Genomic DNA, 23,192 nt, shown 5'->3' with positions numbered 1-23,192 from the left:
TACCTTACCCGACGCCGTCGATGTGTGAACCGCAGCCCCGGTCTTCTATCGTGCACACAAGGCCCGGCGTACGCGAGTCGCCAGCGGCATACGGAGGAGGTCCGGGTGGAGCAGGGCAGCGTGGACGAGGGCGCGAGCCCGGCGTACGCTCCCGGCGCGCTCCCGCGCCTCCCGGCGGCGGGGCGGGTGCCGGAGCAGGCGCGCGGCGAGTCCGCCCGGGGCGAACCCGCCCGCGGTGGACCGCCCGCCGCCCGGACGGTGCGGCGCCACTCCGTGCGCGGTCAGATTCTGGAGTCCCTGCGCGCCGCTCTCGTCGACGGCGAGCTGGTCCCCGGCCGGGTGTACTCCGCCCCGGCTCTCGGCGCCCGATTCGGGGTCTCCGCCACCCCCGTGCGCGAGGCGATGCAGCAGCTGGCCGTCGAGGGCGCCGTCGAGGTGGTGCCGAACCGGGGCTTCCGGGTCACCGAGCGCGGTCCCCGCGAGCTGGCCGAGCTGGCCGAGGTGCGCGCGCTGATCGAGGTCCCGGTGATGCTGGGCCTGGCCCGTACGGTCCCGGCCGACCGCTGGGGCGTCCTGCGCCCCCTGGCGGAGGCCACGGTCGCGGCAGCCGCCGGGGGCGACCTGGCCCGTTACACCGAGTCCGACCGGGCCTTCCACCGGGCGCTCCTCGCGCTCTCGGGCAACGAGCAGCTGGTCGCGATCGCCGACGAGCTCCACCGGCGCTCCCAGTGGCCTCTGGTCGCCGGTCCCGCCGTCCGCCAGGCCGATCTGCTGGCCGACGCGGCCGAGCACACCGCCCTGCTCGACGCCCTCATCGCCCAGGACCTCGGCGTCGTCGAGGCCCTGGTCCGGGAGCACTTCGCCGGCGCGGACGGCTGAGGCGGACGGCGGACCGGCGACGGCGGGGGCCGGTCGGGCCGCCCCTGCGCCCCCGGTCCGTGAGCAGCCGGGCTCCGGGGCCGTCTCAGCTCGCCTCGGCGGTGCGCTGGGCCGGGGGGCCGAGATAGGGGGCCAGCCAGGTGGGCACGCCGCCCAGCAGGCGGAACAGCCGCCCGGCCTCGGCGCGCAGCCGGGCCGCCTCCGGTTCGGGCTCCGCCTGGGCGAGGGAGATCAGCGCCGGGGCCGTACCGACCAGGAAGCCCAGCTCCTCCCGGATGCGCAGCGACTCCGCGAAGCCGTGCCGGGCCTCGGCCAGCTCGCCCTCGCGCAGGGCGAGGGCGGCCAGATGGCGCCAGGTGGAGGACAGCAGCAGCTCGTCCCCCTGGTCGGCCGCACCGGCGTGCGCCCGGCGGAAGGCGGCGCGCGCGGACTGCGGCGCGTCCGCGATGTTCTGGGCGATCAGCCCCCGCCGGAAGTCCAGCAGCGGCCGCGCCGGGGAGCCGGGCGCCAGCAGGGCCGCCGACCGGCTGAGCGCCACGCTCGCCTCGTCGGCCCGGTCCCGGACGGCCAGGAGCGTGGAGGCGTACGCCAGGTGCCCCCGCTCACAGGCGGCCGCCCCCCGTTCGTCGTCCGTGCGGGCGACGGCCTCGGCGGTGCGCAGCGCGTCCTCGGCGTCCGTCCAGCCCTGGCCGGTGTAGAGACACCGCTCGGTCAGCAGGGCGGTGCGCTGGAGGGCCGCGGCCGGGTCCGCGGCGTGCGGTTCCAGCAGGGCGGCCGCGTCCAGCCAGCAGGCGCGGGACCGCAGCCGCCATACCGCTGTCTGGAGCGGCGGATCGTCATCTGCTGTCGTTCCGGAACCAGACATGGCGGTATCCGCCACATTGCCCTCCCCGAGCGCGCCATTGTGCTGTTGAGTGCGTGAGTACCGCCGCATCTCAGCACGGATTGGCACGCCGGGCCAAGGGGTCCGGACGATGTCAGGTGAAGGAATTCACAATCGCCCCGGCCGCGGCCGTGGCCCGAGCTCCCCGGTCCGGCCCGGAAGATCAGCTCATCCGCAGGGCGAGGAAGAAGTCGAGCTTGTCCTCCAGCCGGGAGAGGTCGCGCCCCGTCAACTGCTCGATGCGGCCGACGCGATAGCGCAGCGTGTTGACGTGGAGGTGCAGCCGGGCCGCGCAGCGGGTCCAGGACCCGTCGCTGTCCAGGAAGGCCTCCAGCGTCTCGATCAGCTCCGCGCGGTGGCGCCGGTCGTAGTCGCGCAGCGGGTCCAGCAGCCGGGCGGTGAAGGCGCGGCGCACGTCGTCGGGCACGAACGGCAGCAGCAGCACGTGCGAGGCCAGCTCGTGGTGACCGGCCGCGCAGACCCGCCCGGCACGGGCCGCGGCCACCCGGCGGGCGTGCCGGGCCTCCTCCAGCGCGCCGCGCAGCCCTTCGGCGGAATGCACAGCCGCGCTGACACCCAGTGTCAGCCTGCCGTCGTCGGCGAGCCCGGCCGAGAGGGGCTCGCGTACGGAGGCGAGCAGCGCGTCGGCGTGCAGCGCGGGGTCCTGGCCCGCCGGGCCGCCGTCCGCCGGGTCCCCGGCCGTGTCGCCCGGGGCGCCGGCGTCCTGTCCCGCCTCCTCCCCGGTGTCCGGCGGCGAGGCGGTGAGGGCGGGCAGCGGGACCAGGGCGATGGCCTCCTCGCCCGTGTGGGCGACGGCGATCCGGTCGGCGGAGTCGGGGCCGCTGACCGCCGGGTCGACCAGGATCTCCTCCAGCAGCGCCTGGGCGACCGGGCCGCTCGCGATGTCCCCCGCGACGGCCGGGGCGCCCGCGGGGGGCTGGGCGGCGCTCTGTGCCGGGTCGGTCCAGTCCACCCGGGCCACCACCACCTGCCACTGCGGGGCCGCCCCGAGGCCGGGCAGCAGGACCGGGGCGGCGACCCGCAGCCTGGCCGCGATCTCGGCCGGGGCGGCGCCCGTCTGGACCAGCTCCAGGACCTCCTGGGCGAGCCGTCGGCGTACCGTACGGGCCGCGTCGCGGCGGTCGCGTTCGACCGCGATCAGCTGGGTGACGCCCTGGAGCAGGTCCAGCCGGGGCGCGGGCCAGTCCGAGGCGTCCGCCTCGACGGCCAGCAGCCAGTCGGACAGCACCGACTCCCGTACGTCGCGGGAGGCCGGGACCGCGCTCCGGCCGGTGCTGCGGATCGGGAAGAGGGAGTACGTCCTCCCGGCGACGGCCGCCCGGTGCGGGCCGCGGCGGCCGGTGCGGGTGGCCGCCAGATGGTGCCCGGCCAGGGCCGCGCCGAGCGTCCCGGGCAGCGCTTCGCCCGCCCCGGCGATCTGGCGGCCGGTGGGGGACAGCACCCAGGCCCGCAGGTCCAGGTCGGAGGTGAGCAGGTCCAGGACGACCTCGGGGCCGCCGCCCGCCGGGCCCGCGGTCATCAGCCTGCGGTGGCGGTCCACCACGGCCGCCAGATCACCCGCCCGCTCCCCGGAGACCTGGCGTACGACGTGTTCGGTGATCGTCGCGAAGGCCACGGTCTCGTGCACGGCGAAGAGCGGCAGGCGGTGGCGCAGGCACGCCTCGACCAGATCGGCGGGGATGGCGCCCAGCTCCGCCTCACCGGCCGCGAGACCGGCCACCCCGGCGCCCGCCAGGATGCGGACGAAGGGCTCCGCGTCCGCCGCGTCCCGGCGCCACGCCAGGCCCGTGAGCACCAGTTCGCCGCCGGAGAGATAGCGGCTGGGGTCGCGCAGGTCGGTGGTCATGACGCCGCGGACCGTCCGGTCCAGCTCGTCCTCGCCGCCGAGCAGCCGCAGGCCCAGCGCGTCGGTCTCCAGCAGTGCGCGCAGCCGCATCTCGTCGCCGCCGTTCTGTGTCCGTGGGGGGGGTGAGCAGGTGGGTGAAGCAGGCCGTGGGCGGGGGACTGCCGAGGCCAGGGGGTATCGGTGGATTGCGGTGAGGTTACTGATCCCCGCCATTCGTTCGAATCTACAAGACAAGGACGGAGACCAGCCAACTCCTTCAGTGTTTCGGTGACTGCACCGGCAGGGGCCGGGCTTGTGTACTGGGCCACACAGCACATGAACGCCACGTGAACGAGCTGAACGAGCCACGTCGAGGGCAGGCCGTCCCCAGCCCCAGCGAACGACCCGATTGAGAAGAAGAGAGCCACTCATGGACTTCCTTCGCCCCGCCAGCTGGGAGGAGGCGCTCGCCGCCAAGGCCGAGCACCCCACGGCTGTCCCCATCGCGGGCGGCACCGATGTGATGGTCGAGATCAACTTCGACCACCGGCGGCCCGAGTACCTCCTGGACCTGAACCGCGTCGGCGAGCTGTCCGAGTGGGAGGTGGGCCAGGAGAGCGTACGGCTCGGCGCCTCCGTGCCGTACAGCAGCATCATGGAGCACCTGCGGGCCGAGCTGCCCGGCCTGGCGCTCGCCTCGCACACCGTCGCCTCCCCGCAGATCCGCAACCGCGGCGGCGTCGGGGGCAACCTCGGCACCGCCTCCCCGGCCGGCGACGCCCACCCGGCGCTGCTCGCGGCCGACTGCGAGGTCGAGGCCGAATCCGTACGCGGAACGCGGCTGATTCCCATCGACGCTTTCTACACAGGGGTCAAGCGCAACGCCCTGGAGCCGGACGAGCTGATCCGGGCCGTGCACATCAGGAAGGCCGACGGGCCGCAGCAGTACTCCAAGGTCGGCACCCGCAACGCGATGGTCATCGCGGTGTGCGCCTTCGGTCTCGCACTGCACCCCGAGACCCGCACCGTGCGCACCGGCATCGGGTCCGCCGCCCCGACGCCCGTGCGGGCCAGGGAGGCCGAGGACTTCCTGAACGCCGCGCTCGACGAGGGCGGTTTCTGGGAGAGCGGCAAGATCATCACTCCCGCGATCGCCAAGCAGTTCGCCGCCCTCGCCTCGGGCGCCTGCAACCCGATCGACGACGTGCGGGGCACGGCGAAGTACCGCAGGCACGCGGTCGGCATCATGGCCCGCCGGACGCTCGGCTGGACCTGGGAGCAGTACCGCGGCGCGGGCCGCACGCTGGAAGGAGCTGCGTAACCATGCGAGTCAATTTCACGGTCAACGGCCGTCAGCAGGAGGCCGACGACGTCTGGGAGGGGGAGTCCCTCCTCTACGTCCTGCGGGAGCGCATGGGCCTGCCCGGCTCCAAGAACGCCTGCGAGCAGGGCGAGTGCGGCTCCTGCACGGTCCGCCTGGACGGTGTCCCCGTCTGTTCCTGTCTGGTCGCCGCCGGACAGGCCGAGGGCCGCGAGGTCGTCACCGTCGAGGGTCTGGCCGACTACGCCAGGCACCGCGAGGACGCCCACCCCGGCGGCGGCTGCGCCTCCGGCGCGTGCGGCACCACCCTGGACGCCGCGCAGCGCTGGCAGGCCCGGCCCACCGACGGGCAGACCGGCGAGGCCGTCGAGCTGTCCCCGATCCAGCAGGCGTTCATCGACGCCGGAGCCGTCCAGTGCGGCTTCTGCACCCCCGGCCTCCTGGTCGCCGCCGACGAACTGCTGGAGAACTCCCCCTCCCCGTCCGACCAGGACATCCGTGAGGCGCTCTCCGGCAACCTGTGCCGCTGCACCGGCTACGAGAAGATCCTCGACGCGGTCCGCCTCGCGGCCGCCCGCCAGGAAGAGGCGGTCCAGTCATGACGACGCGCCCCGACGCCACGGCTCCTCTCGCGGCGGCCGCCCCGAAGGCCCAGTCCGTACCGGCCGGAACCCCCACCAAGATCACCCAGGGCTCCCCCACCAAGGGCGGCATCGGCGAGTCCACGCTGCGCCCCGACGGCACCCTCAAGGTCACCGGGGAGTTCGCGTACTCCTCGGACATGTGGCACGAGGACATGCTGTGGGGCCAGACGCTGCGCTCCACCGTCGCCCACGCGGAGATCGTCTCCATCGACACCTCCGAGGCGCTGGCCACCCCCGGCGTCTACGCGGTGCTGACCTACGACGACCTGCCCGCCGAGATGAAGAACTACGGGCTGGAGATCCAGGACACCCCGGTTCTGGCCCACGGCAAGGTCCGCCACCACGGAGAGCCGGTGGCCATCGTGGCCGCCGACCACCCGGAGACCGCGCGCCGCGCCGCCGCGAAGATCAGGATCGACTACCGCGACCTGCCGCTCGTCACCGACGAGGCGTCGGCGACCGCACCCGACGCCGTGCTCGTGCACGAGGGCCGCGACGACCACCACATCGGCCACGTCCCGCACCCCAACATCGTGCACCGCCAGCCGATCATCCGCGGCGACGCCGACGAGGCCGCCAAGCGCGCCGACGTCATCGTCACGGGCGAGTACACCTTCGGCATGCAGGACCAGGCGTTCCTCGGCCCGGAGTCCGGACTCGCGGTGCCCTCCGAGGACGGCGGCGTCGAGCTGTACGTCGCCACCCAGTGGCTGCACTCCGACCTCGGCCAGATCGCCCCGGTCCTCGGCCTGCCCGAGGACAAGGTCCGTATGACGCTCTCCGGCGTCGGCGGGGCCTTCGGCGGCCGCGAGGACATCTCGATGCAGATCCACGCCTGCCTGCTGGCGCTCCGCACCGGCAAGCCCGTCAAGATCGTCTACAACCGGTTCGAGTCCTTCTTCGGCCACGTCCACCGGCATCCGGCCAAGCTCCACTACGAGCACGGCGCCACCAAGGACGGCAAGCTCACGCACATGAAGTGCCGGATCGTCCTGGACGGCGGCGCCTACGCCTCCGCCTCCCCGGCGGTCGTCGGCAACGCCTCCTCGCTCTCGGTCGGCCCGTACAAGATCGAGGACGTCGACATCGAGGCGGTCGCCCTCTACACCAACAACCCGCCCTGCGGAGCGATGCGCGGATTCGGCGCGGTCCAGGCGTGCTTCGCCTACGAGGCGCAGATGGACAAGCTGGCGGCGAAGCTGGACATGGACCCGGTGGAGTTCCGGCAGCTCAACGCCATGGAACAGGGCACCCTGCTGCCCACCGGGCAGCCCTGCGACTCCCCGGCCCCGGTCGCCGAGCTGCTGCGCCGGGTCAAGTCCCGGCCGCTGCCGCCCGAGCAGCAGTGGCTGGCGGCGGGCAGCGAAGGCACCTTTGTCGACGTCCGCGCGCTGCCCGGCGGGCTCTCCAACACCACCCACGGCGAGGGTGTCGTGCGGGGCGTCGGCTACGCGGTCGGCCTGAAGAACGTCGGCTTCTCCGAGGGCTTCGACGACTACTCCACCGCCCGGGTGCGGATGGAGGTCATCAACGGCGAGCCGGTCGCCACCGTGCACACCGCGATGGCCGAGGTCGGCCAGGGCGGCGTCACCGTGCACGCCCAGATCGCCCGTACCGAGCTCGGCGTCAACCAGGTCACCATCCACCCGGCCGACACCCGCGTCGGCTCCGCCGGCTCCACCTCCGCCTCCCGCCAGACGTACGTCACCGGCGGCGCGGTCAAGAACTCCTGCGAGGCGGTGCGGGAGCAGGTCCTGGAGCTGGGCCGCCGCAAGTTCGGCACCTACCACCCGGCCTGGGCCACCGCCGAACTCCTGCTGGAGGGAGGCAAGGTCGTCACCGACGGCGGCGAGGTCCTCGCGGACCTGGCCGACGTGCTGGAGGACGAGACCGTCGACATCGAGCTGGAGTGGCGCCACCGGCCCACCGAGGCGTTCGACCTGCGTACCGGACAGGGCAACGGCCACGTCCAGTACTCCTTCGCCGCGCACCGCGCGGTCGTCGAGGTCGACACGGAGCTGGGCCTGGTGAAGGTCATCGAACTGGCCTGCGCCCAAGACGTCGGCAAGGCGCTCAACCCGCTCTCCGTCCTCGGCCAGATCCAGGGCGGCACCCTCCAGGGCATGGGCGTCGCGGTGATGGAGGAGATCATCGTCGACCCGCAGACCGCGAAGGTGCGCAACCCCTCCTTCACGGACTACCTCCTGCCCACGATCCTCGACACGCCGACGATCCCGGTCGACGTGCTCGAACTCGCCGACGAGCACGCCCCGTACGGGTTGCGCGGCATCGGCGAGGCCCCCACCCTGTCGTCCACCCCGGCCGTCCTCGCGGCGATCCGGAACGCGACCGGGCTGGAGCTCAACAGGACCCCGGTGCGGCCCGAACACCTCACCAGCACCTGAGCTACCGGGGCCGGGTGATCCCCGGCCCCGTCTCCGAGCGGTCCCCCCCCCGGAACTCTCCGGGCGGTGCGCGAGCCGGGAACGTCACACTTCTCCGCATCCCGCACCGCCCGGAGACACCCGGCACCGCTCGCGGTTCTCCGCCGTGCCGTCCCCGCACGGCAGCGCCTCACGGATCATCCGTGCCGCCGGCACATCCGTATCTGCCTCACCAGTTCGTCCCGGCCGTCCCCGGGTCGTGCGCCGACGCAGTCATCCCAAATCCCGCATTCAGGAATCGTCACGCGGGTGCCCCTGTGAACCTTGGGAGTCAGGCATCATGACCCAGCAGTCCGTGGAACCGAAGACCAGTCCGGAGGCCGCGGGCCCCGGCTCGCGCGTCCCCGCCGGAAGATCATGGCTCGACCGGTACTTCCACATATCCGAACGAGGCTCCACCGTCGCGCGCGAGGTGCGCGGCGGCGTCACGACCTTCATGGCCATGGCGTACATCCTCCTGCTCAACCCGCTGATCCTCGGCGGGGAGGACGTCAACGGCGACCTCCTCGGCCAGAGCGGCCTGATCACCGCGACCGCCCTCGCCGCGGCCGCCACGACCCTGCTCATGGGCTTCGTCGGCAAGGTGCCCCTGGCGCTCGCCGCCGGTCTGAGCGTCTCCGGGGTGCTCGCCTCACAGGTCGCGCCCAACATGAGCTGGCCGCAGGCCATGGGCATGTGCGTGATCTACGGGGTGGTGATCTGCCTCCTGGTCGTCACCGGCCTCCGCGAGATGATCATGAACGCGATCCCGCTCGCGCTCAAACACGGCATCACCATGGGCATCGGGCTCTTCATCGCCCTCATCGGCCTCTACAAGGCCGGGTTCGTCCACCAGGGCCAGGCCACCCCCGTGACCCTCGGGCCGGCCGGTGAACTCGCCGGATGGCCCGTCCTGGTCTTCTGCGTGACGCTCCTGCTCATCTTCATGCTCCAGGCGCGCAACATCCCCGGCGCGATCCTGATCGGCATCGTCGTCGGCACCCTGCTCGCCGTCGTCCTCAACGCGGTGACCGACATCGACGCCAAGGACTGGAGCAGCGGCCCGCCCGCCCTGGAGGGCAGCGCGGTCTCCATGCCGGACTTCTCGCTCTTCGGGAACGTCGAGTTCGGCGGCTGGGGCGACGTCGGCGTCATGACCGTCGGCATGATCGTCTTCACCCTGGTGCTGGCCGGCTTCTTCGACGCGATGGCCACCATCATCGGCGTCGGCACCGAGGCCAAGCTGGCCGACGAGAAGGGCCGCATGCCGGGCCTGTCCAAGGCGCTGTTCGTCGACGGCGCGGGCGGTGTCATCGGCGGTGTCGCCTCCGGCTCCGGCCAGACGGTGTTCGTCGAGTCCGCCACCGGCGTCGGCGAGGGGGCCCGTACCGGTTTCGCCTCGGTCATCACCGGCCTGTTCTTCGCCGCCTGCCTCTTCTTCACCCCGCTCACCGCGATCGTGCCGACCGAGGTGGCCTCCGCCGCCCTCGTCGTCATCGGCGCGATGATGATGCAGAACGCCCGGCACGTGGACTGGGGCGACCGCTCCGTCGCCATCCCGGTCTTCCTGACCGTGGTCCTGATGCCCTTCACCTACACCATCACCACCGGTGTCGCCGCGGGTGTCATCTCCTACACCGCCATCAAGGTCGCCCAGGGCCGGGCCCGTGAGATCGGGGCCTTCATGTGGGGACTGACGGTGATCTTCATCGTCTTCTTCGCCCTCAACCCGATCGAGAGCTGGCTCGGCGTCCACTGACGCCCCCTCCCTCCCTTCCGCCCAAGGAGACACGCCATGCTGGACATCGCCGAAGAACTGCACCGGTGGGTCTCGCGGGGACGCGAGTTCGCCGTCGCCACCGTGGTGGCGGTCGGCGGCAGCGCGCCCCGGCAGCCCGGCGCCGCCCTCGCCGTCGACCGGGACGGCACGGCCATCGGGTCGGTCTCCGGCGGATGCGTGGAGGGCGCGGTCTACGAGCTGTGCCGCCAGGCCCTGGAGGACGGCGCATCCGTCCGCGAGCGCTTCGGCTACAGCGACGAGGACGCCTTCGCGGTCGGCCTGACCTGCGGTGGCGTCATCGACATCCTGGTGACACCGCTGCGGGCGGACGATCCCGCCCGCCCGGTGTTCGCCGCCGCGCTCGCGGCCGCCGCGGAGGGGACGGCGGCCGCCCTGGCGCGGGTCACGGACGGCCCCGCCGAACTGCTCGGGCTCCCGCTCCTGGTCCGCCCCGACGGGAGTTACGAGGGCGGGCTCGGCGGCCACCCGGCGCTCGACCGGACCGCCGCCGCCGAGACCAGGGCCCTGCTGGACGCGGGCCGCACCGGCCCGCTCGCCATCGGTGCGGAGGGCTCCCGATGCGGCCGCCCGGTCCAGCTCCTGGTGGAGTCCAGCGTGCCGCCGCCCCGCATGATCGTCTTCGGCGCCATCGACTTCGCGGCCGCCCTGGTGCGCGCCGGGAAGTTCCTCGGCTACCGGGTCACCGTGTGCGACGCCCGGCCGGTCTTCGCCACCGCCGCCCGCTTCCCGGAGGCCGACGAGATCGTCGTCGACTGGCCCCACCGCTACCTCGCCGGGACCGTGACCGACGCCCGCACCGTGCTCTGCGTCCTCACCCACGACGCCAAGTTCGACCTACCGCTGCTGGAGGCCGCCCTGCGCCTCCCGGTCGCCTACGTCGGCGCGATGGGCTCGCGCCGCACCCACCTGGAGCGCGACGACCGGCTGCGCGAGGCCGGTCTCACCGACCGTGAACTGGCCCGGCTGCACTCGCCGATCGGCCTGGACCTCGGCGCCCGTACGCCGGAGGAGACGGCCCTGTCCATCGCCGCCGAGATCGTCGCGGTACGCCGCGGCGGCAGCGGGGTGCCGCTCACCGGGGCGCACACCCCCATCCACCACGACAGCGGCGGACAACCGCTCGCCTCCGTCGCCTGAGCCCGGCCGGGCGGACCGGGCGGTCCGTCCACGCCGGGCGGGTTGCCGCCACGGCGGGTTCCCGCCCCATCCGGACGCGGCGGTCGCACGGGATTTACCGGTAGATCAGCTGCATGACTTCTTCCCCCTCCTCCGCCTCCGGCACCCCGGGCCGGGCGGGACCGTCCCGGCCCGGACGCGGAGCCCTGCTCCTGGCCACCTCGGCGGCGCTCCTGGGCGGCCTGCTGCTCCCCGCCGGACCGGCCGGCGCCGCCCCCGCGCCCACCGCCGCCCGCACCGACGCCCCGCGCTCCGAGAGCCGCACCGTCACCCTGGTCACCGGGGACGTCGTGCGGTACGTGGACGGGCCCGGCGCCCGGGACACGGTCACCGTGGACCGCCCGGCCGGCGCGCCCGGCGGCGTCCGGGTCCAGCAGGCGGGCGAGGACGTGTACGTCCTGCCCGACGAGGCCGCCGCCCTGCTCGCGGCGGGCGTCCTGGACCGACGGCTCTTCAACGTCTCCGCACTGGTGCGGATGGGGTACGACGACGCGGGCACCGGCTCCGTCCCGCTGATCGCGACCTACCCGCGGACCGGGGGCAAGGCGCTGCCGCCCGCCCCGCGCGGCGCGCACAGGACCCGTACCCTCGCCTCCGTCCGGGGCGCCGCGCTCACCGCGGACAAGGACGGGGCGCGGACGTTCTGGAAGAGCGTCACCGGCCCGGCGAACGCCCGTTCGCTGGACGCGGGCATCGGCGAACTGTGGCTGGACGGCCGCTCCGAAGCGCTCCTGACCGAGTCGGTGCCGCAGGTCAACGCCCCACAGGCGTGGGCCGCCGGGTTCGACGGGAAGGGCACCACGGTCGCCGTCCTGGACACCGGCGTCGACACCGACCACCCGGACGTCGAGGACCGGATCGTCGGCTCCCGCAGCTTCGTTCCGGGCGAGGAGGTGGACGACAGGAACGGCCACGGCACCCATGTCGCCTCCACCATCGCCGGTTCGGGCGCCGCCTCCGCGGGCGCGGCCAAGGGCGTCGCCCCCGCCGCCGGCCTGCTCATCGGCAAGGTCCTCAGCGACGAGGGCTCCGGCGCGGACTCCGGGATCATCGCGGCGATGGAGTGGGCGAAGGCCGAAGGGGCCGACATCGTCTCCATGAGCCTCGGCTCCCCGGTGCCGGACGACGGCTCCGCCCCGATGTCCCGGGCGGTGAACTCCCTCTCGGCGGACGGCGGTCCGCTGTTCGTCATCGCGGCGGGCAACGCCTACGGGGCGGGCACCATCGGCTCGCCCGGCGCGGCCGAGAAGGCGCTGACCGTCGGTGCTGTCGACAAGCGGGACGGCCGCGCGGACTTCTCCTCGATGGGCCCGCTGGTCCGCTCGCACGCCCTCAAGCCCGACCTGTCGGCCCCCGGCGTCGGCATCAGCGCGGCCGCCTCGCAGTCCGTCCCCGGCATCGACGGCATGTACCAGTCGCTCTCGGGGACCTCCATGGCCACCCCGCATGTCGCGGGGGCAGCCGCCATCCTGATGCAGCGTCACCCCGACTGGAGCGGCGAGCGCGTCAAGGACGCCCTGATGAGCTCGTCGAAGAAGCTCGACGCGTACACCCCCTACGAGCAGGGGACCGGACGGCTGGACGTGAAGGCGGCCGTCGACACCACGATCGAGGCCACCGGCTCGCTGCCGGTCGCCTCCTACGCCTGGCCGCACAGCCCCGCCGACGAGGTGGCCGAACGCACCATCGTCTACCGCAACACCGGTGAGCGGGACGTCACGCTGAACCTCGCCACCGACACCGACGAGGCGGCCTACACCCTCTCCACCCAGCGGCTGACCGTCCCGGCCGGGGGCACCGCGCAGGCGGTCCTCTCCCTCGACCCGGCGAAGGTCGCGAACGACACCACCTTCTCCGGCCAGGTCGTCGCCACCGACGCGGCGGGCACGACGCTCGCGCACACCGGCTTCGCCCTCACCAAGGAGAAGGAGCTGCACGACCTCACGCTGAGGCTCCGCGACCGCGCGGGCGAGCCGATGGACGGCGTCGTCGTCCTCGGCGAGCTGGGCGCCCCGCAGCTCGACCTCGTCCAGGTCTCCGGCGGCGAGACCACCCTGCGCCTGCCGCCGGGCAACTACACCGCCTGGGCCTCGCTCGACATCGACGGCGACCGGCCCGACTCCCGGGCGCTGGCGTTCCTCGCGGCCCCCGAGACGATCCTCACCCGGCCCACCACGGTCACCCTCGACGCCTCCAAGGCCCGCAAGGTCAGCGTGCGCACCCCGAAGGAGACCGAGACCCGCCAGCTCCGCTACGACATGGCGCGCACCGCCCCGGACGGCACGGTCCAGCGCGACGCCTACCAGATCCCGTTGACGTACGACCAGCTGTGGGCGAGCCCGACCAGGAAGGTCACCGAGGGCGCCTTCAGCTTCCTGACCCGCTGGCGGCAGGGCGAGAAGCAGATCGATGTCGAGGCCGACGGGCGGGACGTGCCGGTCTTCGCCCAGGGCGGTTCGGCGACGGCCGAGGACAGCGAGCAGAAGCCACGCACGGTGTACGCGGGCCGCGGCACGCCTGACGACTACCGGCGCCTGGACGCGCGCGGCAAGGCCGTCGTGATCACCCGCAGCGCCGACGTCACCCCCGCCGAACGCCTCGCGGCCGCGCTGGACGCCGGGGCGAAGGCGCTGTTCGTCGTCAACGACGGCCGGGGCGTGGCGATGGAGAGCTACACCCCGTCGGGCGAGCGGACCACCATCCCCATCGCCTCGGTCCAGCGGTCCGCGGGGGAGACCCTGATCCGGACGGCCCGGCGCGGCGGCCGGATCGAGGTCACCCAGAAGCGGTTCGCGGACTACCTCTACGACCTGGTGGACCGCCACGACGGCACGATCCCGGACCGCTCCCTCGCCTTCGCGCCCTCGCCCCGGGAGCTGGCGAAGGTCGAGAACACCTTCTACGGCCACCGCGAGACCCTCGGCGGCGGCTACCGCTACGACATCCCGGAGTACGGACCGGGCCTCGGCTTCGAGGAGTACGAGCGGTTCCCCGACGTACGCACCGAGTGGGTGAACCCGTTGCCGGGCGATTCCTTCTGGTACGAGAACCACTCGGTCCTCAACGCGGACCGCTCCGACCGGGCCCACGAGATGCGCAGCGACGAGCTGGACTACCGGGCGGGCAAGAGCTACCGGGCCGCGTGGTTCGCCCCGGTGGTCCGCCCCCGGCTGGGCACCGGCTACTGGGGCCCGTTCCGCACGGTGAACGACAGCGTCCAGTTCAACATCACCCCGTGGACGGACGGCGGGGCCGGCCACGCGGGGGCGATGCCGGAGGACGAGTACGACACCACCTCCTACGCCTTCCACCAGGGTGACAAGGAGCTGAAGAAGGGCGCCGGCCGGGCCGGACACATCGGCGACCTCGCCCCCGGCAAGCTCCCCTACCGCCTGGTCATCGAGTCCCGGCGGGACGCGCGGACCTGGAAGACCTCGACCCGTACCCGCTCCGAGTGGGGCTTCGTCTCCGGCGCGCTCGCCGAGGACGGCCCCTACCAGGCCGACATCCCGCTGCTCCAGCTGGACTACGGCGTCGACACCGACCTCGCGGGCGACGTCCGGGCCGGACGCACGACGCGGATCGTCCTCTCCTCCCGGACCCAGGAGTGGCTGCCGGGCGCGGTGAAGGCGAACAAAGCCTCGCTGTCGGTCAGTTACGACGACGGCAGGCGCTGGAGCAGGGTGGAGCTGCGCAGGAAGGGCGACGGCGAGTGGACCGCGACGTTCCGCACCCCCTCGAAGGGCGTGAGCGCGGTCTCGCTCAAGGCGCACGCCGAAGGGCCCGGCGGTCTCGTCGTGGACCAGGAGATCATCCGGGCCTTCGGCCTGAAGTGACCTGCTGAGCGCCCCCGTCGGCCCTGGTCCCGTGCCCCCCGGGGGGGTGCGGGACCAGGCCCGTGCGCACGGGTGCGGTTGGATGAGCCCATGAGCGTTCACGACGTGGCCCGCGGGCTGCCGGACATACCCGCCCTCACCGGTCTCTGCCGTTCCCTGGCGGTCCTCGACGCGATCCTGTGCCCGGAATGGGACCACCGCTGGCACAGCTTCGACGCGCGGTGGTCGCCCACCGAGGAGGCGGCCTCGATGCGGGACGGCTCGGGCGGGGAGTACACCGTGGTCTTCTCCGCCGCCGGCGCCTACGCCCGGGGCTTCGACCACGAGTCGCCGATGAGCCCCCACCTGGCCGACGGCCCCTGGCCCGGGGTGCTCGACGACGTGCCCGCCGTCTTCCGCCGGTACGTGGAAGAGCCCCGGTTCACCGACGAGGACGGTCTGCCCGAGGTCACCGCCTGCTTGTGGCGCGAGAGCACCGACGACCGCTGGCGGGCGGGCTCCGTGGAGTTCCCGGAGGATGGCGAGGACTCCGACGGCGCGGACTGGCTCTTCCAGCTCCTGGTGGCGGGCACCCCCGAGTCGTACCAGGAGTGGGCCGAGGACCACTTCGAGGTCGCCGTCGACCTGGCGGCCGTCCGCCACGTCTACGCGCTGCGCCCGCTCACCGACGAGGTGGTCGCCGCCCTCGCCCCGGGGCGGGGACTCGCCGAACTCGCCGCGGACATCGAGGAGACCGGCTACCCGGCCGCCCCGACCGCCCCCGCGGCGACGCCCCCGGCCGCGACCGGCGCCTGAGCGGCGGGGCGGCCCCGGACCCGGCCCGGCCTCCGCGCCGCCGGGAGGCGACCGGCCGGGACCGCGCTCACTTGCCGCTCTGCAACGCCCCCCAGGTCGTCGGGCCCACCCGGCCGTCGACGCCGAGCCCCCGGCCGCTCTGGTAGCCGCGGACCGCCGTCTCCGTGGCCGGGCCGAAGCTGCCGTCGGCGGCGACGGTGGTGCCGAGGGCGGCGGTCAGGGCGCGCTGGAGGCGCTTGACCGCGTCCCCCGAGGCGCCAGGTGCCAGAGCGGGGGTGGTGCCCGCCGAGAGCAGGGCCGTCCAGGTCTTCGGCCCGACGATCCCGTCGGCGCCGAGCGAGCGGGCCTGCTGGAACCTCCGCACCGCGTCCTGCGTACCGGATCCGAACCGGCCGTCCACCGCGCCCGGCTGGTAACCCTGCTGGGTGAGCAGTGTCTGGACGGCCCTGACCTGCGGGCCCGTCGAGCCGGACCGCTGGGTCGTGTACACGGGGAAGGTCAGGCCGTCGCCGCCGGTGCCCGGGTCGCCGTCGATCAGCTCCATGTAGTGGTCCCAGTCCCAGTTGGGGCCGGGGTCGGTGTGGGTGGCGCCGGGCGCCTCGCTGTGCCCGATGATGTGCGACCGGTCCTTGGGGATGCCGTACCGCGCGGCGAGGTGCGTGGTCAGGGCGGCCGACGAGCGGTACATCGCCTCCGTGTACCAGGCCGGGTCGTCGACGTAGCCCTCGTGCTCGATCCCCACGGACGAGGCGTTGGTGCTGCCCGCGTGCCAGGCGGTGTCCTTCTCCCGCACCGACTGGGTGACCTCGCCGTCCGATGAGCGGATCGTGTAGTGCGCGCTGACCTGCGACGCCGGGTTCTGGTACCAGCTGATGGAACCGGCGTACGACCCCTGGGTGGTGTGGACGACCACCTTGTCGACGGCGGCCTTGCGGCCGACGACGTAGTTCCCGGAGTACGCGGGCACCCAGCGCGCGGCGGGGTAGTCCTCGCTCCGGACGGACAGGCCGGACGACGACACCTCCCCGTCGTCCGGGGCGACCGGGCGGGAGGGCACCCGTACCTCCTCGCCGCCGCCCACCATCGCGCTCACGCCCTCCGCGAGGTACGTGTACACCGTCTCCGCGTACAGCGCGGCGGCCGGTCCGGCGGCGGCGCCGTACCGGGCGACCGCCGGGTACCAGGCATCCACGTCGCGGCGCTCGGCGGCGTCCAGGCCCAGCGCGTCCGCGTGGTCGCGCAGCACGGCCGCGCCGCCGAGGATGTTGGCCCTGGTGTCCCGGCGCAGCCGCGCCGTCGGCTCACCGGTCAGCTCGGACGCCCTCTCCAGGGAGCGGTTGACCGGGTTGTCGGCCAGGTGCATCACGCCGTAGCCGTTCGCCTGGCTGGGCCTGCCCGCGTGGCCGTTCAGCCGGGACTCGCCGTAGCCGACGGCGGCCAGGAGATCGCGCGGTACGCCGTACTCCCGGGCCGCGTCGGCGAAGGCGCGGTTCACCGGGTCCGCCGTGGTCCGGTGCGGCACGGCGTCCGCCGGTCCGGTGGCGAGGAGGGCCGTGGCGGTGAGGACCGTCAGGGCGCAGACGTGGACCCGGGCGCGGGCTGCGGTGCGTGGGGGCATCGGGGCTCCTGCTCTGTGGTCGTGGGAGGAAGAGAAAAGCCCTCGGGCCGGGGCGGCCGGAGGGACGGGGAGCACGGTCAGGCTAGCGATATGAGGTGGCCATGACAATGCGATGAACGGGGGTGACCGCTGACGGCCGACCGGCGAAAATGCGTGAAGTGGCCCCCTCCTGGCGGCTCTTCCCCGGCAGCCCTCTCCGGGCAGCCTTCTCCGGGCGGCCCTCTCCGGGCTTCTCCGGGCGCCCCTCCCCGGGACCCGCTCAGCGCCGGGTCAGCCGGACCACCGGGATGTCCCGCTCGGTGGCCGCCTGATACTCGCCGTAGCGCGGGAAAGGCTCCACCAGGCCCGGCCACACCCGCGCCTTCTCCTCGGCGGGCAGCGTCGCCGCGACCGCGCCGAACCGCTCGGTCTTCACCCGGAGTTCGACCTCCGGGTGCGCCTGGAGGTTGAGATACCACTGCGGCGGCCGGGGCGACCCGCCGTTGGACCCCACGATCAGGTAGTCCTCGCCGTCGCGCCCGTACATCAGCACCGTGCGCCGCACGAGGCCGCTGCGCCGCCCCACGTAGTCCAGCAGCAGACAGTCCACGCCGAGCTGGGTGGTGCCCTCCGTGCCGCCGGAGGACTCGTACAGCTCGGCCTGCCGGGCGACCCACTCGGTGGGCGGGAGTACGACCTCGCCGCGATCGTCCCGCTCCGTCGTCATCCGGATGCTCCTTCTCTCTCGCTCTCCCGTACGGGCTGCCCCCATCCTGGCACCCGGCCCGTGCCGCACCGGCGGGATTCGTACACCTGGACAGCCTTCCCACCGCACGGGGGAACGCGGGCCGGGGACCTGTCCGCGAAGGCGTATAAAGGGTCCTTCCGGAGCAGCCGGCGTCCCCCGATGGCCCCTCCCTCACCTCCCCTCACACGCGGCAGGCGTCACCGCGTCACCGAGCCCAGGAGAGTCGTATGAGCACGTCGGAAGAGATCAGCACCCTGCTGGTGACGAAGTTCGGGACCGACCCGGAGGCCATCCGCCCCGAGGTCCCGCTGCACCGGCTGCGGCTGGATTCCCTGGCCCTGGAGGAGTTGCGGCTGCTCATCGAGGACCGGCTGGACGTGGACCTGGAGGACGTCGCGCTGACCTCCCGCGACACCGTCGGACGGCTCATCGAGGCCGTCCACGTCAAGGTCGCCGCATGAGCGCCGCCGCCCGCCCCTACCGCCGTCCCGCGCTGCCCCCGTACGCCGCCGCCGTCACCGGGGTCGGCCTGGTCACCGCGGCCGGTACGGGCGTGGACGCCGCCTGGCACGGCGTCACCGAGGGGCTAACGCCCAACGTCGGCCCCCGCCCCGAACTGGCCGAGCTGCCCTGCGACTTCTTCTACTCCGTCACCGACAGTGACCCGGCCGCCGCCCTCGGGGTGGCCGCCCAGCGGCTGATGGACCGTTTCGCCCAGCTCGCCGTCGTCGCCGCACGGGAGGCCGTCGCGGACGCCGGGCTCGACCCGTCCGTGTGGGACAGCGGCCGGGTGGGCGTCGTCATCGGCTCCGCCCACGGCGGGCTGCCCTTCTACGACGAGCAGGCGGCCGCCCTCGCCGACCGGGGCCCCCGCCGGGTCTCCCCGAAGCTCGCCCCGCTCTGCGTCGTCAACGGCGCGGCCAGCAGCGTCAGTCTGGACCTAGGCGTCCGGGGCCCCAGCCAGGCCGTCTCCACCGCCTGCTCCTCCGGTACGGTCGCCATCGGCACCGCCCACCAGATGCTCCGCTCCGGTGCCTGCGACATCGTCATCGCGGGCGGCGCGGAATCCACCTGCACCCGTCTGCTGATCGCCAGCGCCTGCCGTCTCAAGGCCGTCTCCACCCGCCGTGAGGACCCCGCCGCCGCCTGCCGCCCCTTCGACACCCACCGCGACGGCTTCGTCGTCGGCGAGGGAGCCGGGCTGCTCGTGCTGGAGCACCCGGACCACGCGCGGGCCCGGGGTGCCACCGTCCGCGCCCACGTGGGCGGTTACGGGGCCTCCAGCGACGCCCACTCCGCCGTCGCCCCGGACCCCGACGGCCTCGGCATCGAAGCGGCCCTGCGCACCGCCCTCGCCGACGCGGGGCTCTCCCCGCGCGACGTCGGCCACGTCAACGCGCACGGCACCTCGACGCTCTCCAACGACCTGATCGAGGCGACCATGCTCCACCGGGTCCTCGGCGAGAGCCCGCTGATCACCTCCACCAAGGCGATGACCGGACACACCCTCGGCGCGGCGGGCGGCATCGAGACCGCGCTCACCGTCCTCGCCCTCCAGCACCAGCGCGTCCCGCCCACCGTCAACCTGGACGCGCCCGACCCGGCGATCCCGGTCGAGGTGGTGGCCAAGGAGGCCCGCGCCGCCTCCTTCGACTGCGCCGTCAAGACCTCGCTCGGCTTCGGCGGGCACAACGCGGCGCTCGTCCTCACCAGGGCCTGACCGGAAGGGAACACAGGAGCACATGCCCGAGGAGATCATCCGGACCCTGTCGGTCCAGGGAGTGCGCTACGGCTACCGCGTCCTGCCCCGGGACCGGAGCGGCGGGGCCGGCCCCCGCACCGAACCGGCGCTCATCCTGGGCGGCGCGCTCCAGGGCATGTTCGGCTGGCCCCAGATGGACGACCACCTCGGTCCGGCCGCCGACGTGGTCACCGCGGACCTGCCCGGCATGGGCACCGCCGACCCCCTGCCGCCCGGCCCCAGCGCCGACATCCTGCGCCGCGCCGTCCTCGGCATCGCCGACGACCTCGGCGCACCCCGGATCAACCTCTTCGGCTTCTCCTACGGCACCGCCATCGCCTTCGGGTTCGCCCAGCGGCACCCGGAGCGGGTGGCGCGGCTCGCCCTCGGCGGTGTCCCGGTCCACATCGACGCCGCCCAGGTCGAGTGCTGGCAGCGGGCGCGGGCGCTGCTCGCGGACGGCGACCACGAGGGGTTCGCGGCGCTCGCCGCCGACGCGCTGATGTGCCTCGACCCCGAACGGCCGGTCCACCGGCGTGAGCTGGCCCGGCGCTATGTGCGGCGCTCCTTCCTGCATGCGCTCGCCCACTCCCCGCACGCGGCGGATTCCCTCTACCGGGCCCTGGGCGACCGGCCGGACTTCTCCGGCGGGCTGTCCGGTGTGCCCGCGCTGGTCTTCGCGGGGGAGCACGACACGGTGACCTCGCCCGCGCGGCAGCGGGAGTTCGCGGCGACCATCGAGGGCAGCCGGTTCCTGACGATCGAGGAGTCGGACCACTGGGTGGTGCTGGAGCGGGCCATCGAGGTCGCGGAGCTGGTGTCGGCGTTCTTCACCGGGGGGACGCCCGTGGGCGCCCCGGTGAGCCTGCCCCGGCAGGCGGGCGCCCCGGTGGGCCGGAGCTGAGAGTCCGGCCCACCGGGGCCCGGTCTCAGAACCAGAAGCCGGTCCGCACCCGCACCACCTGCGGGTCGTGGTCGCTCGCCTGGTCGGCGAACTCCGCGTTGATGTGCACCACGTCGTAGTCGAAGCGCCGGATGCCGGGGCTCGTCAGGATGTGGTCCAGCGTCTGGGAGTTGCCGTCGAAGACGTAGCTGTACCGCTCGGACGCGGGCAGCGTGGTGATCAGCGGCTTGAGCACCCTGCCCCGGGTCAGCGCCGTGAACGTCGGGGAGAACTCGAAGTCGTTGAAGTCCCCGAGCGCCACCACCCGCGCCGACCGGTCCGCCTTCAGCAGCGAGGTGACGAAGGAGTTGACCTCGGCGGCCTGCTGGACCCGCTTGGTCTCCGAGGACCGCGTCGGCTCCTGGAAGCGGCCGTGCAGCGGCTGGTCGCCGCCCTTGGAGCCGAAGTGGTTGCCGATGACGAAGACCGGCCTGCCCCGGAAGACGAACTCGCCCACCAGCGGCTTGCGGCTGGACTCCCACGCGGGGCTCGCCGGGTTGATCCGGCCGGGCGAGGCGGAGAGCTTCACGCCCTTCCAGGTCTTCACCGCCTCGACGGGGGTGGTGGCGTCGCCGCCGGGCCGGTCGGCGAAGGAGACCCGCTCGGGGTTGAAGAGGAAGACGTTACGGATGTTGCCGCCGGGCTCCCCGCCGTCCTTGTTGTTCTCCGGGGCGATGTAGCGCCAGGCGTAGCGCGGGCCGCCCTGCGCGACGATCGCGTCCGTGAACCGCTTCAGCGTCGCCTCGGAGCCCGTGGTGCCGTCGTTCACCGGCCCGTTGTCGTCCTGGATCTCCTCCAGCGAGACGATGTCGGGGGAGGAGAGGTTGACCGCGACGCCCTCGGCCAGCGTGTCGAACTTCGCCTGCTCGTCGGCCGCGTCCAGGTTCTCCACGTTGTACGTGGCGATGGCCAGCTCGTCCGACCGCTGCGCGCGGGTCACCTCGCGCCGCAGTCTCCGGTCGACGTGCGTGCCCAGCTCGGTGGCCTGGAGCTGATAGCCGCCGAAGGAGGCGTAGTCCAGCACCCCGGTGCTGCGGCCCTTCAGCACGTCCCCCACGTTCGCCGCGGGGACCGGCCGCGCCGGGTCCAGCGACATCACCTTGAGGCGGCCGGTGTTCTGGTCCTGGTAGGAGGCGTAGCGCGTGCCGCCGCGCCGGGTCGGGTTCTCCCACGGCTTGACGGTCACCCAGATCTCGTCGTACGCGGTCCTCGCCCCGGTCACCCGGGTGTCGGCGATCTCGACCCGGGACCCCTCCAGCGCCTCGTACAGGTCCAGGGCGTAGCGCCGCGGCTCCAGCGGCAGCGCGTCGATGGACCCGCCGCCCGCCGTGGGCACGTAACCGGCGGGCACCGAGCGGGCGTCGAGGACGACCGGGGCGGGCAGCGCGTTGCCGGAGGACAGGACGGTGGTGCGGGGGCCGGTGATCTGGGTGACCGACTGGGTGGCGGTGCCCGGGTAGTACTCGGCGACCTTGCCGCTCACCAGGACGGAGTCGCCCGCCTTCACGGCCGGTGCGGTGGAGCCGGTGTAGACGAACAGCCCCTCGCTGGTGCGCGGGTCGTCGTCGGGCGCGGTGTCCTGGATCCAGAAGCCGCGCGAACCCGTGGTCCGCACGCCGGTGACGATGCCCGGGACCCCGGTCACCGCGGTGCCGTCGAGCGGGGAGACGCGCGTGGTGCCCTGGATGTCGTGGACGCGCACCGGACCCGGCTCGGTCGGACCGGGCTCCTGCGGCCCCGGGCCGCCGGACGTCTGGCCCGCCGTGTTCGTCGGGGTCGGAACGCCCGCGGCCAGGTCGGCCGCGTTGTCGTCGGTGTCGGCCAGGGACGCGCCCCGGGCGACGGACGCGGTGGCCGAGGCGCCGGCGGCCGCGCCGCCGCCCTCCCGGACGACCGCGGAGCCGTAGCCGACCAGGTCGACGATGCGGGGGTCGGCCGCGCAGTCCGCCGCCGACTTGCAGCTGAGCGGGGCCGTTCCGGATACCAGGGCGACCGTGCCGCTGCCCGCCGCCATGGCGACGGTGCCGGTGGCGTCGGCGGTGGGCAGGGCGACCGTCCCGCCGGTGCCCGCGGCCTGGGCGACCAGGTAGCGGCCGCCCGGCGCGATCGAGCCGGACAGGGCGGAGACCTGCCACAGCGAGCCCGCCGACGGGGAGCCCGGCAGGTACTGGAGGCTGAGGCCCCCGACCTCGAAGGGCGCCGTGCCCGCGTTGGCCAGCTCGACGAAGTCACGGGTCAGCGTCGCGCCCGCGTTGCCGCCGCCCCCGTACACCTCGGAGATCACCGCGGTGGCGGACGGGGCCGCGTGGGCGGCGGGCAGGGCGGTCACCGCGAGCGCGACGGCGACCGCGCCGGTCAGCAGGACGGAACCGGATCTGGATATCTGCACGAGGGGTGCCCCCAACTGGACGGCGGAGAGGCCGAACTGAGTGATAGGGGCAAAAGCTATGCGCGTAGAACGGGGCGTGACAAGACGGCGGAGGTTAATTCCGGGCATCGGGCAGGGGTGCGCCCGGCGCGGCGCTGTGGGGGAAGCGGCCGTGCCGGGCGCGGCAGGCT

Annotated in this window: 16 protein-coding genes; 11 read left to right on the top strand and 5 right to left on the bottom strand. The window is 73.8% G+C overall.

Going from position 1 to position 23,192, the window contains the following annotated elements; all coding sequences use genetic code 11:
• The first annotated feature begins 105 nt into the window (after positions 1–105).
• Positions 106–879 carry a GntR family transcriptional regulator gene (locus ACIRRU_RS22600; RefSeq protein WP_403683311.1) on the top strand — a complete coding sequence of 258 codons (774 nt, stop codon included), beginning with the start codon at positions 106–108 and terminating at the stop codon, positions 877–879.
• An 85-nt stretch (positions 880–964) separates the two neighbouring features.
• Here the strand turns inward: ACIRRU_RS22600 and ACIRRU_RS22595 are convergent, their stop codons facing one another.
• Together ACIRRU_RS22595 and ACIRRU_RS22590 are read right to left on the bottom strand one after the other, a co-directional pair.
• Positions 965–1,744: a hypothetical protein gene (locus ACIRRU_RS22595; protein WP_363201483.1), complete on the bottom strand. Its 780-nt coding sequence runs from the start codon at positions 1,742–1,744 to the stop codon at positions 965–967.
• Positions 1,745–1,925: 181 nt separating this feature from the next.
• Positions 1,926–3,719, bottom strand: coding sequence for a PucR family transcriptional regulator (locus ACIRRU_RS22590; protein WP_403683309.1), 1,794 nt, complete (start codon positions 3,717–3,719; stop codon positions 1,926–1,928).
• 319 nt (positions 3,720–4,038) lie between these two features.
• On the opposite strand from ACIRRU_RS22590, the gene ACIRRU_RS22585 reads away from it, so the two are divergent.
• The 7 genes from ACIRRU_RS22585 to ACIRRU_RS22555 all read left to right on the top strand — a co-directional run bounded on the left by ACIRRU_RS22585 (position 4,039) and on the right by ACIRRU_RS22555 (position 15,604).
• Positions 4,039–4,929: an FAD binding domain-containing protein gene (locus tag ACIRRU_RS22585; protein WP_403683307.1), complete on the top strand. Its 891-nt coding sequence runs from the start codon at positions 4,039–4,041 to the stop codon at positions 4,927–4,929.
• 2 nt (positions 4,930–4,931) lie between these two features.
• On the top strand, positions 4,932–5,531 hold the full coding sequence (locus ACIRRU_RS22580) for a (2Fe-2S)-binding protein (protein WP_403683305.1): 600 nt from the start codon (positions 4,932–4,934) through the stop codon (positions 5,529–5,531).
• A complete protein-coding gene (locus ACIRRU_RS22575; protein WP_403683303.1) occupies positions 5,528–7,978 on the top strand; it encodes a xanthine dehydrogenase family protein molybdopterin-binding subunit in 2,451 nt (816 codons plus the stop codon). Before ACIRRU_RS22580 ends, ACIRRU_RS22575 begins: the two co-directional genes overlap by 4 nt.
• A 319-nt stretch (positions 7,979–8,297) precedes the next feature.
• Positions 8,298–9,755, top strand: a complete 1,458-nt coding sequence (locus ACIRRU_RS22570; RefSeq protein WP_403683301.1) for an NCS2 family permease — start codon at positions 8,298–8,300, stop codon at positions 9,753–9,755.
• A 36-nt stretch (positions 9,756–9,791) separates the two neighbouring features.
• Positions 9,792–10,934 carry an XdhC family protein gene (locus tag ACIRRU_RS22565; protein ID WP_403683299.1) on the top strand — a complete coding sequence of 381 codons (1,143 nt, stop codon included), beginning with the start codon at positions 9,792–9,794 and terminating at the stop codon, positions 10,932–10,934.
• A gap of 113 nt (positions 10,935–11,047) precedes the next feature.
• Entirely contained in the window at positions 11,048–14,809 is a 3,762-nt protein-coding gene (locus ACIRRU_RS22560; RefSeq protein WP_403683297.1) for a S8 family serine peptidase, read from the top strand.
• 90 nt (positions 14,810–14,899) lie between these two features.
• Complete coding sequence (locus ACIRRU_RS22555) at positions 14,900–15,604, top strand: hypothetical protein (protein ID WP_403683295.1); 705 nt, start codon at positions 14,900–14,902, stop codon at positions 15,602–15,604.
• A 67-nt stretch (positions 15,605–15,671) separates the two neighbouring features.
• Here ACIRRU_RS22555 and ACIRRU_RS22550 read toward each other — a convergent pair whose 3' ends face one another.
• Together ACIRRU_RS22550 and ACIRRU_RS22545 are read right to left on the bottom strand one after the other, a co-directional pair.
• Positions 15,672–17,222, bottom strand: a complete 1,551-nt coding sequence (locus ACIRRU_RS22550; RefSeq protein WP_403683293.1) for a peptidoglycan-binding protein — start codon at positions 17,220–17,222, stop codon at positions 15,672–15,674.
• A gap of 259 nt (positions 17,223–17,481) precedes the next feature.
• The gene (locus ACIRRU_RS22545) at positions 17,482–17,928 is read right to left on the bottom strand and encodes a nitroreductase family deazaflavin-dependent oxidoreductase (protein WP_403683291.1); all 447 of its coding nucleotides are present in this window, start codon (positions 17,926–17,928) and stop codon (positions 17,482–17,484) included.
• Positions 17,929–18,176: 248 nt separating this feature from the next.
• On the opposite strand from ACIRRU_RS22545, the gene ACIRRU_RS22540 reads away from it, so the two are divergent.
• The 3 genes from ACIRRU_RS22540 to ACIRRU_RS22530 are packed head-to-tail and all read left to right on the top strand — an operon-like array spanning position 18,177 to position 20,594.
• The gene (locus ACIRRU_RS22540) at positions 18,177–18,410 is read left to right on the top strand and encodes an acyl carrier protein (protein ID WP_363201495.1); all 234 of its coding nucleotides are present in this window, start codon (positions 18,177–18,179) and stop codon (positions 18,408–18,410) included.
• Positions 18,407–19,669, top strand: a complete 1,263-nt coding sequence (locus tag ACIRRU_RS22535) for a beta-ketoacyl-[acyl-carrier-protein] synthase family protein (RefSeq protein ID WP_403683289.1) — start codon at positions 18,407–18,409, stop codon at positions 19,667–19,669. Before ACIRRU_RS22540 ends, ACIRRU_RS22535 begins: the two co-directional genes overlap by 4 nt.
• 22 nt (positions 19,670–19,691) lie before the next feature.
• Positions 19,692–20,594 (top strand): alpha/beta fold hydrolase, encoded by a 903-nt coding sequence (locus ACIRRU_RS22530; RefSeq protein WP_403683287.1) that lies wholly within the window; start codon positions 19,692–19,694, stop codon positions 20,592–20,594.
• Positions 20,595–20,619: 25 nt separating this feature from the next.
• On the opposite strand, the gene ACIRRU_RS22525 is transcribed toward ACIRRU_RS22530, so the two are convergent.
• Positions 20,620–23,022, bottom strand: a complete 2,403-nt coding sequence (locus ACIRRU_RS22525) for an endonuclease/exonuclease/phosphatase family protein (protein ID WP_403683285.1) — start codon at positions 23,020–23,022, stop codon at positions 20,620–20,622.
• Positions 23,023–23,192 lie beyond the last annotated feature (170 nt).

It is taken from the genome of Streptomyces sp. NPDC101181, assembly GCF_044767975.1.
GTDB lineage: Bacteria > Actinomycetota > Actinomycetes > Streptomycetales > Streptomycetaceae > Streptomyces.
This window is presented reverse-complemented; position numbering and strand designations above follow the sequence as displayed.